Source organism: Cellulosimicrobium composti (genome assembly GCF_009711085.1).
In the GTDB taxonomy this organism is placed as follows: Bacteria; Actinomycetota; Actinomycetes; order Actinomycetales; family Cellulomonadaceae; genus Cellulosimicrobium; species Cellulosimicrobium composti.
Genome location: NZ_WMKA01000002.1, coordinates 77,450 through 93,006, shown reverse-complemented (window position 1 = coordinate 93,006; position 15,557 = coordinate 77,450). Strand labels below are relative to the sequence as shown.

Annotated in this window: 10 protein-coding genes and 1 riboswitch; of the genes, 3 read left to right on the top strand and 7 right to left on the bottom strand. The window is 77.0% G+C overall.

All coding sequences use genetic code 11. The features are described 5' to 3' along the window. Window positions 1–158: 158 nt before the first annotated feature. The 6 genes from recD to GJV82_RS01330 form a co-directional block, all read right to left on the bottom strand. Window positions 159–2,273: an exodeoxyribonuclease V subunit alpha gene (gene recD, locus GJV82_RS01355; protein ID WP_155097964.1), complete on the bottom strand. Its 2,115-nt coding sequence runs from the start codon at window positions 2,271–2,273 to the stop codon at window positions 159–161. Then, complete coding sequence (locus tag GJV82_RS01350; protein WP_318657151.1) at window positions 2,270–5,812, bottom strand: UvrD-helicase domain-containing protein; 3,543 nt, start codon at window positions 5,810–5,812, stop codon at window positions 2,270–2,272. Before GJV82_RS01350 ends, recD begins: the two co-directional genes overlap by 4 nt. Further along, window positions 5,809–9,237 carry an exodeoxyribonuclease V subunit gamma gene (gene recC / locus GJV82_RS01345; protein WP_318657150.1) on the bottom strand — a complete coding sequence of 1,143 codons (3,429 nt, stop codon included), beginning with the start codon at window positions 9,235–9,237 and terminating at the stop codon, window positions 5,809–5,811. The genes GJV82_RS01350 and recC overlap by 4 nt, the downstream gene beginning before the upstream one ends. Before the next feature lie 231 nt (window positions 9,238–9,468). Further along, on the bottom strand, window positions 9,469–10,176 hold the full coding sequence (locus GJV82_RS01340; RefSeq protein ID WP_155097963.1) for a DUF6226 family protein: 708 nt from the start codon (window positions 10,174–10,176) through the stop codon (window positions 9,469–9,471). A 117-nt stretch (window positions 10,177–10,293) separates the two neighbouring features. Then, a complete protein-coding gene (locus GJV82_RS01335; RefSeq protein WP_162289624.1) occupies window positions 10,294–11,544 on the bottom strand; it encodes an O-succinylhomoserine sulfhydrylase in 1,251 nt (416 codons plus the stop codon). Then, window positions 11,541–12,032 carry a rhodanese-like domain-containing protein gene (locus GJV82_RS01330; protein WP_115941860.1) on the bottom strand — a complete coding sequence of 164 codons (492 nt, stop codon included), beginning with the start codon at window positions 12,030–12,032 and terminating at the stop codon, window positions 11,541–11,543. The genes GJV82_RS01335 and GJV82_RS01330 overlap by 4 nt, the downstream gene beginning before the upstream one ends. A 368-nt stretch (window positions 12,033–12,400) precedes the next feature. On the opposite strand from GJV82_RS01330, the gene GJV82_RS01325 reads away from it, so the two are divergent. The 3 genes from GJV82_RS01325 (at window position 12,401) to GJV82_RS01315 (ending at window position 15,258) form a co-directional block, all read left to right on the top strand. Continuing rightward, on the top strand, window positions 12,401–12,868 hold the full coding sequence (locus tag GJV82_RS01325; RefSeq protein ID WP_155097962.1) for a hypothetical protein: 468 nt from the start codon (window positions 12,401–12,403) through the stop codon (window positions 12,866–12,868). A 45-nt stretch (window positions 12,869–12,913) separates the two neighbouring features. Further along, window positions 12,914–13,029, top strand: a riboswitch (SAM riboswitch). Between the two features lie 35 nt (window positions 13,030–13,064). Further along, entirely contained in the window at window positions 13,065–14,498 is a 1,434-nt protein-coding gene (locus tag GJV82_RS01320; RefSeq protein ID WP_155097961.1) for an aminotransferase class V-fold PLP-dependent enzyme, read from the top strand. A 112-nt stretch (window positions 14,499–14,610) separates the two neighbouring features. Then, a complete protein-coding gene (locus GJV82_RS01315) occupies window positions 14,611–15,258 on the top strand; it encodes a GNAT family N-acetyltransferase (RefSeq protein ID WP_318657149.1) in 648 nt (215 codons plus the stop codon). Between the two features lie 71 nt (window positions 15,259–15,329). Here GJV82_RS01315 and GJV82_RS01310 read toward each other — a convergent pair whose 3' ends face one another. Then, window positions 15,330–15,503, bottom strand: coding sequence for a CsbD family protein (locus tag GJV82_RS01310; protein ID WP_034603127.1), 174 nt, complete (start codon window positions 15,501–15,503; stop codon window positions 15,330–15,332). Between the last annotated feature and the right edge of the window lie 54 nt (window positions 15,504–15,557).

Sequence of the window (15,557 nt, the reverse complement as noted above, 5' to 3'; positions counted from 1 at the left end):
CCCCGGGGGTCCACGGTGGACGACGACGCACGCGGCGTCCGGGATCGCTCCCGACAGGAGTGCACGCGTGCCCCACCAGACCACGGGCGTCGTGATCGCGTCCGTCGCCCGGGTCGCGCGCGTGCCGTGGACGCGGGTGAAGGGGTGCGCCGACGCGATCAGGCGGAGCGTGCGGACGACGGACCGCCGAGCAGCGGCGTCCGCAGCCCGCTCGCGCGGTGGACCGGGCTCGTGACCGCGGTGCGCACGGCCTCCTCCGAGCCGACGACCCGCACGAACGACTGCGCGCGCGTCACCGCGGTGTAGAGCAGCTCGCGCGTGAGCAGCGGCGACGTCGCGGGCGGCAGGACGAGCGTCACCCGGTCGAACTGGCTGCCCTGCGCACGGTGGACGGTCATCGCGTGCACGGTCTCCACGGGCGGCAGCCGGTGGGTGCGCACGCGCAGCGGCGCGCGCGGGTCGCCGAACACGGCGACGACGCCGGTGCCGTCCGCGTCCGCGACGAGCACGCCCGTGTCGCCGTTGTAGAGGCCCACCTCGGCGTCGTTCGTCGTGACGAGCAGCGGACGGCCCGCGACCCACGGGGACTCGGTCGCGTGGTGCCCCGTCGCCTCCTCGACCCACGCCTCGACCTGCGCGGCCCAACGACCCCGGCCCGCGGGACCGCGCCGGTGCGCGACCATGACACGGTGCCGAGCCAGCGCGGCGAGCGCGGCGGACGCGTCCCCGGCGCGTGCCGCCTCGACGAGCAGCGTCCCCGCCGCGACGGCGTCCGCGCGTACCGCGGCGAGCACGGCGTCGCCCGGCTCGTCGTCCGGCGTCTCGAGGAACTCGACGGACCCGTGACCGGCGCGCAGGAGCGCGAGCGACGCGTCCGCCTCGCCGGAGCGGATCGCGGCGGCGAGCGGGAGGATCTCCGAGTCGCGGTCCTGGCGGTGGACCGTGCGCAGCCGCACGACGCCGTTGCCGAGCACCGCGCGGTCGTCGATCTCCCCGTCGCCCGGCGGCGGCGAGTCCGCGAGCGCGACGTCGGCCGCCGCCACGACCGCGGGTGCGGCCGCGGGCGGGACGACGGGCACGCGGTGCACGAGGTCCCCGAGGACCGCGCCCGCCTCGACCGACGCGAGCTGGTCCGGGTCGCCCACGAGCACGAGCCGCGCGTCCGGCCGCAGCGCCTCCAGCAGGCGCGCCATGAGCGGCAGCGCGACCATCGACGTCTCGTCCACCACGACGACGTCGTGCGGCAGGTGGTGCTGCGCGTCGTGGCGGAACCGCGTGGTGCTGCCCGGCCGGTAGCCGAGCAGCCGGTGCAGCGTCGTCGCGACCGGTGTGCCGACGCGCTCGCGGTCGGCCGGGTCCGCGAAGCCGGCGACGACCTCGCGCACCGCCTCCTGCAGGCGCGCGGCGGCCTTGCCCGTCGGGGCGGCGAGCGCGACGCGCAGCCCCGTGGCACCGGGGCCGCCTACGACGGCGGGGCCCGCTCCCGCGCCGGTCCCGTCTGCCGCGCCGGTCCCTCCGGGGCCGCCCGACGCGCCAGGGCTGCCGGTCGCGCCGTCCCCGGCGGTCCGGGGAGCAGGGGCGGCGTCGTGCAGCACGGCGAGGAGCCGCGCGACGGTCGTCGTCTTGCCGGTGCCGGGGCCGCCCGTCAGGACGGTGAGCCGTCGCGTCGCGGCGTGCGCGGCGGCGAGGCGCTGGCGGGTGTCGTCCGCCGCGGGGAAGAGACGCGCGAGGGCGGCGTCGAGACGGTCCGCGTCCACGGGCAGGTCGGCTGCGGCGAGGCGGCCGTCGACGTCGTGGCGCACCGCGAGCTCGTCGCGCCAGTACCGGTCGAGGTACAGCGCGCCGCCCACCCAGCGGGCGGGACGGTCCGCAGGCCCGTCGACCCCGACCGCGACGAGGGGGCTGCGTGCGACCGCGTCCGTCCACGGGGCGAGGTCCGGCCACGGCAGGTCCGCGGCGTCGGCGCGCGCCGCCTCCTCGTCCTCGGGCAGCTCGAGCGACCCGAGGTCGTCGAGACGCACGCACACCGACCCGCTGCGCACCGCGCGCACCGCGAGCGCGACGGCGAGGAGCACCCTGTCGTCGTGCTCGCCCGTGAGCCGGCCGAGGCGCAGCGCGACGCGCAGGTCCGCGGCCGAGACGACGCGCGCGGCGTTGAACGGCACGAGCCTCGCGGGGATCCCCACGGCGAGGCGCGGGTCGCCCTGGTCCACGACGGCGGGGGCGGCGGAGGGCGGGACGGGAGCGGTCGCGCCGGGGGCTGTGGTGGTCATGCGCGACCTCCGTCGAGCAGCGTGGACAGGGCGACGACGAGGCCGGGCGGCGGCGTCCAGGCCACGACGCCGTACGGGGCGCAGTCGGGGCCGCGCGGGGTGTCGGGTCCCGCCATGCCGCGCACGAACAGGTACGCGCCGCCCGCGAGGTCGCGGTCCGGGTCGTAGTCGCGCACGCGCCACCGCAGGTAGCGGTGGAGCGCGACGAGGTACAGCACGAGCTGGAGCGGGTAGTGCGACGCGAGCATCGCGTCGCGCGTCGCGTCGGGGTGGTAGTCGCCCACCGTGAGCGGCACCCCGGGCGGTCCCACGCGGTTCGTCTTGTAGTCGACGACGAGGTAGCGACGCCGGCCGCTCGGGTCGGGGCCGCCGTCGGGACCGGGCGCGGGAACGCGCAGGACCGCGTCGATCGACCCCGTGAGGTAGCCGCGCAGCGGGACGCCGCCCGCCCCCGCGGCGTCGTCCGACTCGTCCGCGAGCGCCGCGAGGAGGTCCGGGTAGCGGGCGAACGCGTCGTCGGCGGGCAGGTGCGCGCGCAGCACCTCGGCGAGGTCGCGCAGCGTCGAGGGCCGGACGCCCACCGTCTCGTCGCCCCCGGCGAGGGGGAGCTCGAACTCGAGCTCGGGGAGGCGGTCGCGGGGGTGGACGTCGGCGAGCGTGAGCCCGCCCGCGACCGGCCCGAGCGGCGTGCGCAGCGACTGGCCGAGCGCCGTCGCGAGCGAGGCGGGCTCGACCCCCGGCACGCGCACCGTCGCCGCCTGGGCGCACCGGGCGCGCACCTCGGCGTCGAGGTCGTCCGCGGCCGTGTCGACGTACTCGAGGATCTCGTGCACGAGGGTGCCGAACGCGGTGCCGCCCGGCTGGCCCTCGTACGGGGAGGGGACGTCGGCCCCCGGGCGCGCGCCCGCGGTCGCCGCGACCACGCCGGAGCCGTCGTCGTCCGGCGTCTCCTCCGGCTCGTCCTGCACGCCCGGGTCCTCGGGCTCGCTCTCGACCCCGCCGACCGACGCGTGGTGCGCCGCCGCCGTGAGCGCCGAGTACGACGCGCGCCGCCACTCCCGGTCCGGCAGGTGCGCGGCCGTCGCGCGCACGAGGCTCGCGGTCGCGCGCGACCCGGGAGACCAGCGCTCGCCCTTCGGCCGCGCGTCCACCTGCTCGACGACGACCGTCCCGCCCGAGCGCGCGGCGACCGCCTCGAACGCGGAGCGCACGGCGTCGTCGCGCATCGCGTCCGGCCGCGCGTGCCGCCCCGGCTCGCCGCCGAGCATGCGGTCGGCGAGCAGGAGTCGCGTGAGCGGGCCGGAGCTGGTGCTGCGCTTGGTCGGGGTCCAGTGGACGACCACCTGGTGCCGGGCGCGCGTGAGGGCGACGTAGAGGAGCCGCAGGTCCTCGCCGAGCTCCTCGTCGCGCCAGCGCGCCTTGGCGTCCACGAACCCGGGCGACCCGACGCCGCCGAGGTGCAGCACGCGCTGCCCGTGGTCGTCGTGGAACGCGAACAGCTCCTGGTCGTCCGACTCGAACCGCTCCCAGCCGAACGGGACGTAGACGACCCCGAACTCGAGCCCCTTGGCCGCGTGCACGGTGACGACCTGCACGGCCGCGGAGTCCGTCTCGAGGCGCCGGGTGCGCTCGTCCGTGAACACCGTGCCGACCTCGGCGATCCGCGCGCGCAGCCACGCCGCGAGCGCGGCCGGGCCGAGGCCCTCGGTGACCGCGGCCTCGTGCAGGGCCTGCGTGACGTGCCGCAGGTCGGTGAGGTAGCGCTCGCCGTCGTCGCGCGCCATGACACGGGCCGTGGCACCGCGCCGGGCCGCGACCTCCGCGACCGCGGCGACGCCCCGGTCGGCGAGCAGGCGCGCCCACGCGCGGACCGTGTCGCCGAGCTCGTCGTGGTCGGCGTCGCCCGCGGTCGCGAGCCGCTGCGCGTCCCACCCGACGAACGGCGTGAGCGCGAGCGCCGTCGCGCGCCGGTGCAGCCCCGGCTGCTCGAGCGCCGCGAGCAGGGTGAGCCAGTCCTGCGCGGCGGCCGAGCCGAACACGCTCGACGGCCCCGACACCACCGCCGGGACCCCGAGCGCGACGAGCGCCGTGCGCACCGCCTCCGCCTGCGCGTTCGTGCGCGTGAGCACCGCGACGTCGCGCGGCTCCAGGGGCCGCCAGCGCGCCGACCCTCCGCCCGCGTCGTCGCGCACGCGGTCGCCGCCGCCGTCCGCCGTCCCGAGCCGGCCCGCGACGTCCGCCGCCACGTCCTTCGCGAGCAGCGTGCGCGCGTCCGGGGCGGACGGGGCCGACGAGCCGCCGAGGCGGTACGCCCGCCGGGTGACCTGCCGCAGCCGCACGGGCGCGCCGCCGGAGAAGCGCGCCTCCGGGTGCGCCGCCTCGACCGGGCGCACGACGATGCGCGGGTCGCCGAGCGCCGTCTCGCCGAGCAGCGCGTGCAGGCCTGCGAGGAGCGGCCCGTCGCTGCGCCAGCTCGTGCTGAGCGTCGCCGTGTCGCCCGCGTCCTCGACCGCGCGCAGGTACGTCACGACGTCGGCGCCGCGGAACGCGTAGATCGCCTGCTTCGGGTCGCCGATGAGCACGAGCGTGCGGTGCCCGTGGAACGCGGTGCGCAGGATCTCCCACTGCTCCGGGTCGGTGTCCTGGAACTCGTCCACCATGACCACGCGGAACCGGGACCGGACGCGCTGCGCCGCCGTCTCGCCGTGCTCGGGGTCCGTGAGCGCGCGGCGCAGGAGCACGAGCAGGTCGTCGTAGTCGAGCAGGTGCATCGCACGCTTGCGCGCCTCGACCTCGCGCCGCGCCGCGACCGCGACCTCGTACCGCGCCGCGGCCACCGACCCCGGTGCGGCGTCCGACGGCGCGACGACCGCCCCGTGGTCGCTCACCGCCGCGCGGGCGACGTCGCGCACGTCGCGCGGCGAGAGGATCGGCTCGCGCTCGTCGGCGAACCGCCGCACGTACAGGTCGTCCGTGACCTCCTCGACGAGGTCCGCGACGTCGGGCAGGAAGCTCGTCGCCAGGTCGACGTCCGCCGCCGTCCCCAGCGCCGTGAGCATCTGCTGGCAGAACCCGTGCGTCGTCGTGATCGTCGCGGCGTCGAGCTGGGACAGCGCGACGCGCAGGCGCTCGCGCCGGCGGGCGAGCTCGGCGTCGTCCACCGCCGCGAGGAACGCGACCAGCGCGTCCGGGTGGTCCGCGGGGTCGGGCCCGCGCAGCGCGCGCTCGGTCGCGACGAGGCGCTCGCGGACGCGGTCGCGCAGCTCCGACGTCGCGGCGCGGCCGAACGTCACGAGCATGATCTCGGGCAGCGCGGCCACGCCCTCGGCGACGTAGCGCGTCGTGAGCGTCGCGATCGTGTGCGTCTTGCCCGTGCCAGCGCTCGCCTCGAGCACGACCGTCCCGGCGGGCAGGTCGCCGAACGGGTCGAAGCGTCGGGGCGCGCCGCCCGTCCCCGCAGTGCCTCCCGCAGTGCCTCCCGCAGTGCGCTCCGGTGCGGGGGCGCCGCCGGTCGTGGTCCGGGACGTCGCGCCGTTCACCGGGCACCTCGCAGCTCGTTCTCCAGCAGGGGCTCCCAGACCCGGCGCGCGAGCGCGCCGAGGCGGGTCGGGTCGTCCGGGTAGCGGCCCAGGTCGGCCGTCGTGGCGCGGCCCGCGACGTCCTCCAGGGACGGGTTCTGCCCCCACGCGAGCACGACGTACGGGTCCTTGCGCTCGAAGCCCTTGTTCCACGCCCAGCCCGCCCGCATCAGGGCGTCGCGCGCGTCGGACGAGCGCCGCTCCTCGGTGTAGCGCAGCGACACCTCGGGCAGCAGCGGCAGCGGCTCGCGCGCCGCCTCGTCACGCAGCGCCACGAGGTCGGCGAGGACCGCGACCGCGGTGTCGCGGTCGGGCGGGGTGAGCGTCGACCACGCGACGCCCGGCCCGCGCGGCGACCGGCCGATCGCGACGGCGTCCCACCGCCGGCCCGGGTCGCTCGCCGTGAGCGCGAGCGCCTGGACCCACGCGCGCAGCCGGTGCTTGGGCCCGAGCCGCGAGTACTCGGTGCGCACGACCCGCGCGCCGTGCACGCCGGGCACGCTCCCCACGAGCGTGCAACCGCCGGGCAGCGCCGCGCGCACGTCGACCGTCTCGGCCGAGCTCAGCACGTCCTGGCTCACCGGGCGGCCCGCAGCGACGTCCGCCTCGCGCGCGGCCTCCACGGCCGCGACCCGGAGCGGGCCCACCGAACGGACCACGTCCTGCAGGGCGGACCGCCCGAGCTCGCGCGGCGGCACCTGCCCGCGACGCCACTCCGCCTGCATCGCGCGGTTCGGGTCGACGCCCGCGAGCGCGGCCCGCAGCACGCGGTCGCCGACGCCCCAGCCCGTGAGCCCGGTGAGCGCGAGCGGCAGCCGGTCCTCGACGTCCTCCTCGTCGAGCACGAGGCCCACGTCGAGCGTGTGCTGCGCGAACCACCGCGGCGCGTTCTCGAGCAGGCGGACCAGGTCGTCGAGCTCGACGTCGGACCCCGCCCGCCCGGCCCCGACACCCCCCGCGCCGCCGACCGCCCCGGCAAGGGCGAGCGGGGCTGCGACCAGCGCCCCGACGGCCCGGCGCTCACGGCGCGCGGCGACCGCCCCGGCGTACGCGGCGTCGTCGTGGCTGAACGCCCCGGGCACCCCGAGCGCGCCCGGCGTGAAGTTGCGCTCGTCCACGGTCTGCAGCGGGTGCTGCACGACGACGTGCTCGCGCGCGGGACGGCCGTCGGGCGTCGTGGCCAGGCGGTCGAGCGCGTCGAGCAGCTCCGCGACGGGCACGGCGGGCGGGCGGGCCGCGCCGGTGCGCTCGTCGGCGCCCGTGTGCACGACGACGAGGTGGTCGCCGGCCGCCGCGACCGCGTCGAGGAAGATCTGCCGGTCCTCGCTGCGCGCGTCGCGCTCGCCGATCTCGGGGTGCCGGGCGAGCAGGTCGTCACCCGCGGGTGCCGCCGTTCGGGGGAACACGCCGTCGTCCAGTCCGAGGAGGCACACGACCCGGTGGGGCACGGAGCGCATCGGCTCGAGCGAGCACACGGTGAGCGCACCCGTGCGGAACCCGGCGCGCGTCGGGCGCCCGGACAGGCGGTCGTCGAGGAGCGCGCGCACGTCCGCGAGCCGCAGCGCGACCCCGCCGTGCGCGGCGCCCGCCGCGCGGACGTCGCCCAGGACGCGCCGCGCCGAGCCGATCTGCCACGCCTCCGTCGGCGGCGCCTCGGCGAGGAGCGTGACCGCGCGGTCGAGCGTGTCGAGCCAGTGCGCGAGCGGGTGCACGCCGTCGAGACCGCGCAGCACCTCCGTGAGGCGCGCGACGAGCTCCGCGAGACGGCCCGCGAGGTCCACGTCCGTCGACCCGACGTCGTCGAGCGGCAGCGCCGGGCCCACGAACCGCGCGTCCTCGTCGGCCATCGCGGCGCCGAGCAGGATGCGGTCGAGCGCCGCGTCCCACGTGCCCTGGCGCACGTGGCCGTCGATGCCGAAGCGGGTCCGGCGCTCGCCGTTCTCACCCCAGTGCACCCCCGCCTCGACGGCCCACCCGCGCAGGCGGTCGACGTCGTCGTCGGAGAAGCGGAACCGGCGCCGCACCGGGCTGCTCGCCGCGAGGTCGAGCACCTCGGACGCGGTGACACGGCCGTCGGCGAGACGCAGGAGCGTCGCGAGCAGCGCGAGCACCGGGTTCGTCGTGCCCGCGCCGCGGTCGGCGAGGCTGACGCGCAGGCGCTGGCCGGGGTGGGCGTCGTCGCCGAGCTCGGGCACGGCGCCGAACGTCGCGGTGACGAGCGGGGCGAACGTCTCGACGTCGGGGCACAGCACGATGACGTCGCGCGCCTCGAGCGTCGGGTCGGCGGAGAACAGCCCGACGAGCGTCTCGCGCAGCACCTCGACCTGCCGCGCCCGGCCGTGGCACGCGAGAACCTGCACGGACCGGTCGCCCGGGTCGAGCACGTGCGCGGCGTCCGGGTCGTCGGACCGCAGCGCGCGCTGGAGGGCGCCGAGCAGCGTCGCCGGCGCGGCCGCCGCCTCGTGGTGGTGCTCGCGCGCCCCGCTGCCCGCGAGCCGGAGCTGCAGCTCGACCGCGTCGCGTCCTGTGGACGCGAGGAACGGGTGGCGCGCGAGCGTCGGCAGGTCGGCCCGCCGCGCCCGGTCCTCGTCCGCGGCGGACCGGGCGGCGTGGTCCTCGACGGTCGTCCACAGCGCGGGCGACGGGTGCACGAGCCACACGTGGACGTCACGGTGCTCGGCGAGCGCGCGCAGGACCCGCAGCTCGTCCTCGGGCAGGCGCGTGGGCCCGAACACGGACAGCCGCGACGGGAGGTCGACGGCGTCCGGGTCGGCGCGCAGCGCCGCGACGGCCTCCGTGACGCGACGCGCCGGGTCGGTGGCGGGCACGCGGTCCACCAGACGGCGCCACAGCTCGGGCTGCCACGCGAGGTCGTCCGGGGCGTCCGACGCCCGACCGGTCGGGGACGCCGACGACCACGCGAGCACGACCTCGGGGCGCTGCCGCGCGTAGTCGACGAGGAGGTCCGCGAGCCGACGCGCGAGCGTCAGGCGCCGGGCCCGGCGCACCTCGTCGCCCGGGTCGCCGACGTAGCGCGCGAGCGGCGCCGCCCACGGCTCCGCGAGGTGCGCGTCGAGCACCTCGAGCACCGACCAGGCGAGCCGCTCCGGGCGCCACGGGTCGTCGTCGGGGTCGAGGTCGGTGAGGTCGGCGACCACCTGCTCGACGAGCCGGCGCGGCCCGCGGAAGTCCACGTTGGCGCAGACGCCCGACGACTCGCCCGCGCCCAGGTGGTGCGAGAGCCGCTGCGCGAGCCAGCGCTCGACCCCGCGCGTCGGGACCGCGACCACGTCCGGGGTGAACGGGTCCTCCGGGGCCTCGGCGAGCACGGCGGCGAGCGGCGCCACGAGGGCCTCGGCACGCTCGGAGCGGTGCACGTGCAGCACGGAGGACCCCTGTCGGTGGTGGTGGACCGGTCGTCGCACCCCGCCGGTGGCCGGGCGCTACGAGGAGGCTACGAGGTGCGTCCCACAGCGTCGAACCGTCGTCCACAGCGGTGCTCAGTCCCGCCGCGCGAGCAGGCGCCCCGCCGACCGAGCGGGCGCCCCGCCGAGCATGCGGTCGTGGCCCGCCCCGGCGCCCGGACGGGCCACAACCGCATGCTCGGCGCGAGGGGGTCAGTCCGCGACGGGCCAGGGCTGCCAGCGGCCGCCGGGGAGGGACGCCAGCCGGCGGTGCGCCGCCGCCGCGACGACCCGCGCGAGCCTCCGCTGCCCTTCGCCCGACTCCCGGCGCCCGTCGGGTCCTTCGAGGGCGTAGCGCACCCAGGACTCGCCGAGCAGGTACCGCGGTCCGCTGACCCCCTCGGAGAAGAGACCCCCTGCGACGCCCAGCACGAGGTCCTCGAGCCCTTCGGCGGCACCCTCCGCCGTCTCGTCGCACGCGTCGCAGCCGCACGACGGGAACCTGTCCTCGTGCAGCACCCCGGCGCGCACCACGACGCTCGGGTAGCCGGTGACGACGAGGGTCAGCGGCGCGGCGTCGTCGGACATCGGCGTGAGGCGCACTGCCCGCACGGCGCCCGGACCGACGTCGTGCGCCCCCGCGAGCACCGGGTGCGCGGGTGTGTCCGCGGTGTGCGGCGCCAGGTCGGCGTCGCGCAGGTCGACGTCCTCGACCGTGACGACGTAGGTCGCCGCGAGGTGCCGCACGAGCGCGTCGGCGACGTCGACGACCGGAGCGAACCGCTCCGGGTGGGAGTCCACGGAGTACGTGTCCTCGGGCGGGCCGTCGAGGTGGTCCCAACGTCCGCCGTACTCGAACGGCGCCCCGTCGGCGTCGTGGAACATCTGGCGGGGGACCGGCGGGCGGACGTAGGCGGTCACGTCGTCAGGCTAGGGCGACCGCCGCCGTCGAGCATGTGCTTTCTGACAGCCGACCATGCGCCTGTGGCCCGTCCCGACGCCGGGACGGGCCACAAGCACATGCTCGGCGGGAGGGTGTCAGGCGTCGAGCGCCCGCTCGACGTCCTCGATGACGTCGAGCGGGTCCTCCAGCCCGACGGACAGGCGCACGGTCGTCTCCGCGATCCCGACGGCGGCCCGACCCTCGGGGCCGAGCTTGCGGTGCGTCGTCGTGGCCGGGTGGGTGACGAGGGACTTCGCGTCGCCGAGGTTGTTCGAGATGTCGACGACCTGCAGCGCGTCCAGGAACGTGAACGCGCGCTTCTTCGCCGTCTCGGGGTCGGTGCCCTCGGGCACGGCGAGGTCGAACGTCACGACGGTCCCGCCGCCGCTCTGCTGCGACTGCGCGAGCTCGCGCTGCGGGTGCGACCCGAGGAACGGGTACCGCACGCGCCCGATTCCGGGGAGCTGCTCCAGCGCCTCCGCGACCTGCTGTGCGGCGGCGTTCTGCGCCGCGACACGCACGGGCATCGTCTCCAGTCCCTTGAGCAGCACCCACGCGTTGAACGCCGAGAGCGACGGGCCGGTGTTGCGGACGAACGTCTGCACGGGCCCGTGGACGAACTCCTCCGTCCCGAGGATCGCCCCGCCGAGCACGCGGCCCTGGCCGTCGATGTGCTTGGTCGCCGAGTACACGACGACGTCCGCCCCGAGCTCCAGCGGCTTCTGCAGCAGCGGCGTCGCGAACACGTTGTCGAGCACCACGACTGCGCCGGCGGCGTGCGCGAGCTCGCTCACGCGCCGCGCGTCGACGATGTCCTGCATGGGGTTGGACGGCGTCTCGAAGAACACGACGTCCGCGGGCGTGGACAGCGCCTCTTCCCACTGCGACAGCACGTGGCCGTCGACGTAGTCCGTGCGCACGCCCCACTTCGCGAAGATCTCGTCGAAGATGACGAGGCTCGACCCGAACAGCGCGCGCGCCGCGACGATGCGCGACCCGGAGCCCACGAGCGCGGCGAGCGCCGTGAACACCGCGGACATGCCGGACGCCGTCGCGTAGCAGGCCCCCGCGCCCTCCAGGAGGCGCAGGCGCTCCTCGAACGTGTGCACGGTCGGGTTGCCGTAGCGCGAGTACACGAACCGGTCGAGCTCGCCCTTGAACGCGGCCTCGGCGTCGGCCGCGCGGTCGTACGTGTAGCCCTGCGTGAGGAACAGCGCCTCGGACGTCTCCTGGAAGTCGGTGCGCGCGTGGCCGCCGCGCACGGCGAGCGTCGCGGGACGGGCGGTCGCGGGCAGGGGCTTGCGGCCGGAGCCGCCGGGCACGCTCCCGGGCAGGGACGCGCTCACCGCGCCGCCTCGTCGTACGTCGTCGTCGGCAGGCCGCGGACCTTCCAGCCCTCGACGTCGCGCAGGCCCGAGAAGCCCTGCGCGCCCTCGAAGCCCTCGAGCACGTTGTACGACGGCCCGAGCCCCGCGGCGGTCGCGGCACGCGCGGCGCCGATCGAGCGCTGGCCCGAGCGGCACAGGAACACGACGGGGCGCTCCTCGCCCGGCGTCAGGCCCGCCTCGACGAGCTGGTCCACGAACCGGGGGTTGGGGCCGGCCGGGGTCACCCACTCGTCGAACACGACCTCGCGGCCGAGGTCGGTGGCGTCGGGAACGCCGATCGTGCGCCACTCGCCCTCGGTGCGGACGTCCACGAGGACGGCCCGCTCGTCGCTCGCGAGCAGGTCCCACGCCTGCTGCGGGGTGAGGTCGCCGGCGTAGCCGACGGCGGGTCGGGCGTCGGGCGGTGCCGGCCTGGGTGCCGACGTCTGCTGGGACTGGTCGCTCATGAGTCCTCCTCCATCGATCGTGGCAGTAGCACCCTGCGCCCGGCCGCCTCGCGACGGACCGGGGGGTTGCTGCGGCGTCGACGTGCCACGTCACTCGGCCGCTCCGGATGGTTGCTCGGGATCGTACGCCACGTGTCCGACGCGCGGAACGCCCGTCTCGTGGAGCGTCCCGCAGGCCGGGGGTAAGCCGATGCCGGACGGTGGCGCTAGCGTGGCGCGCGCGGCCGGGCGGGGGTCCCGGCGGGCAGGGGGGTCGAATGCGGATCGCGCGAGGACGTGCGGTGGGTGCGGCTGTGGCCGCCGGAGTGGCCGCAGCGGGTGTCGCACTCCTGTGGACAGCGCCCCGGGACGAGGAGGGCCCGCGGGCGGTGGCCGACGTGCGCGTCGTGGGGGACGAGCCCGGGCGGCCCGCCGAGCGGCCGCGGGTCGTCCAGGTCGAACCCGACGAGGACCTCGTCTCGCCCTTCCCCTCCCGCGCTGCCCTCGACGCGGAGACAGGTGAGCCGATCGATCTCGCTGACCTCGTCGTCGGAGGATACGAGGGCTGGTGGAGCTCGGACGGCAACGGTGAGGCCTGCGACGCGTACGCCGACGCGCACCCGGAGGTCGTGCTGGTGAGCACGCGCACCGGTGAGGTCGTCGAGGCCCACACGAACGGCGTACGGCTGCAGCGTCCTCCCCAGACGGCACCTGGAGACCCGGCCGAGTGGCCGCCCCAGTCGGTCGTCGTGCTCGACGCGCGCACCGGGGCGGTGCTCGACGCGTTCGAGGTCGACGAGTCCGGGTGGCGCCTCGACCCGCCCGTGGAGTGCGTCCCGCCATCCGAGACGCCCTGACCACCGGTTGACACGCCGCGTCCCGCGCGCACATCCTGGGACGCAGGTCATGAGTGCCAGCGTGAAACCCCGGTTTGCTGGCCGGCAACCCTCCTCTCGCGGCGGGGTGCCCCGGGTGACGACCAGGCCGCACGCCGACCGGCGCGTGGCAAGCGCGGGGATCACCGTCCCCGGACCGCCCTCGGAGGACTGTGCCATGACTGCTCTCGCCGACGTCTCGTGTCCGACGGACGCCCCGGCCCCTGACCTCGCGGCGCTCGCCGACGCGCCCGCCCTCCTGCCCGTCGTCGGCGGGGACACGCTCGTCCCGCTCGTCGACGGCCGCAGAGTCCCGTACGCCAACCTCGACGTCGCCGCGTCGGCGCCGGCCCTGCGGTCGGTCGCGGACCGCGTGACCGAGGTGCTGCCGCTCTACGCGAGCGTGCACCGTGGCGCGGGCTACCTGTCCCAGGTCTCGACGGCGCTCTACGAGGCGTCGCGCCGCACGATCGGTGCGTTCGTCGGCGCGCGCGAGGACGACGTCACCGTCGTCACGCGCAACACGACCGACTCGCTCAACCTGCTCGCGGGTTGCGTCCCGGCGAACGCGGACGGCACGCCCGGGCGCGTGCTCGTCCTCGACGTCGAGCACCACGCGAACCTCCTGCCGTGGCAGCGCACGGGTGGCGCGACCGTCCTCGCGGGCGGCGCGTCCGTCGCGGAGACGCTGTCGGGGCTGCGCACGGAGCTCGCGCGCTTCCCGTACGCGCTCGTCGCGGTGACGGGCGCGTCGAACGTCACGGGCGAGTCGCTGCCCGTCGCGGACGTCGTGCGGATCGCGCACGACGCCGGAGCGCGCGTCGTGCTCGACGGCGCCCAGCTCGTGCCGCACCGCGGGTTCTCCCTCGCGGACTCGGGCGTGGACTACGTCGCGTTCTCCGGACACAAGACGTACGCGCCGTTCGGCGCGGGCGCGCTCGTTGGGCGCCGCGACTGGCTCGACGGGGGCACGCCGTACCTCGCGGGCGGCGGCGCCGTGCGCCAGGTCGCCGTGACCGGGACGCAGTGGCAGACGGCGCCCGCGCGCCACGAGGCCGGGTCGCCGAACGTCGTGGGCGCCGCGGCGCTCGCGGCCGCGTGCGACGCGCTCGGCGCGCTCGACCCGGCCGACCTGCACGCGCACGAGGCGACGCTCCGCGCCGCGCTCGTCGACGGCCTGCAGGCCGTGCCCGGGGTGCGCGTCGTGCGGGTGTGGGACGACGCGGTCGACCCCGTCGGCGTCGTGACGTTCTCCGTCGAGGGCCACGACCCCGGCCTCGTCGCCGCCTACCTCTCGGCCGAGCACGGCATCGGCGTGCGCGACGGCCGGTTCTGCGCCCACCCGCTGCTCGCGCGCCTCGGCTACGACGCCGGCGCGATCCGCGCGTCGGTCGGCGTCGGGACGACCGGGGCGGACGTCGTGCGCCTCGTCGAGGCCGTGCGCGCGTACGTCGAGCAGGGCCCGGCGGCGCGGTACGAGGTGGTCGACGGCTGCTGGGCCGTCGCGGACGACCCCCGTCCCGTGCCCGCGGGCTCCGGTCTGGAGGGCCTCTTCGCGACCGCCGCGGCGGGCTTCCTCGCCGACGCCGCGGGCTGCGGACCGGCCGTCTGACCGGCGTCCTCGGACCGCGGCGCGGCGCGTTCACCGGGCCGTCGCCGAGCGTTGTCCACCGCGTCGCTCGACCCTCTTGGCGCGGTGTTCCGCGTGTGCTCTGATATGCGCTGTGCTGCACGACGTCGTCCTCTCGGGGCACGGGTTCCGGCTGGATCCGCTGGCCCCGGAGCACGCTGAGACGCTGGCCGGCCTCGTCGACGAGGCGATGTGGTCAGGCATGAGCGTCCCCATGCCGTTCGGGGTCGCGGGGATGGCCGAGCTCGTGGCCGCGACGCGTGCCGCGCCCGACCTCACGGGCTTCGTCGTGCGCGCGGTCGACGCCGACGGCCGACCCGGCGCGGTGCTCGGCAGCACCGCGTTCCGCGACCTGTCGCTCGTGGACCGGCGGGTCGAGATCGGGCGCACGTTCTACGCGCGCACGGCGTGGGGGAGCCTCGTCAACCCGGTGACGAAGTGGCTGCTCCTGCGGCACGCGTTCGAGACGTGGGACGTGCACCGCGTGGGGTTCCGCGTCGACGCGCGCAACGCGCGCTCGCTCGGCGCGATGCGCCGTCTCGGCGCCTACGAGGAGGGCGTCATGCGCGGCCACCGCGCCGCGCCGGACGGCACGCGCGCCGACTCCGTGATGTTCTCGGTCCTCGCGCCCGAGTGGCCCGGCGTGGAGGTGGGCCTGCTCGAGCGGATCACCGCCCCGCGCGTCGTCCCCGTCCTGGCGCCGGCCCTCGGCGGGCTCGCGCAGCCGCTCGCCGCGTCGTAGCGCGACCGGGCCGCAGACGCCGCGAGGGCCCCGCCGGAGCGGGACCCTCGCGAAGCGCTCGACGGTCGGGACTACCGGTCGAAGGCGTCCTTGACGTCGTCACCGGCCTGCTTGAGGTCGGCCTTCGTCTGGTCGGTCTTTCCCTCGGCCTCGAGGCGCTCGTTGTCCGTGGCCTTGCCCGCGCCCTCCTTGAGCTTGCCGCCCGCCTCCTCGGCGGCGTGCTTGGCCTTGTCTCCGAGTCCCATGGGTGCTCCTCTCGTCGGTACCGCCCGACCGTAGGCAGGGGTCCGCCCGCTCGC

Bases quoted from the DNA above. Each gene is read 5' to 3' on its own strand.
- recD (WP_155097964.1), bottom strand. From the start codon at position 2,273: ATGACCACCACAGCCCCCGGCGCGACCGCTCCCGTCCCGCCCTCCGCC.
- GJV82_RS01330 (WP_115941860.1), bottom strand. From the start codon at position 12,032: ATGAGCGACCAGTCCCAGCAGACGTCGGCACCCAGGCCGGCACCGCCC.
- GJV82_RS01320 (WP_155097961.1), top strand. From the start codon at position 13,065: ATGACTGCTCTCGCCGACGTCTCGTGTCCGACGGACGCCCCGGCCCCT.
- GJV82_RS01310 (WP_034603127.1), bottom strand. From the start codon at position 15,503: ATGGGACTCGGAGACAAGGCCAAGCACGCCGCCGAGGAGGCGGGCGGC.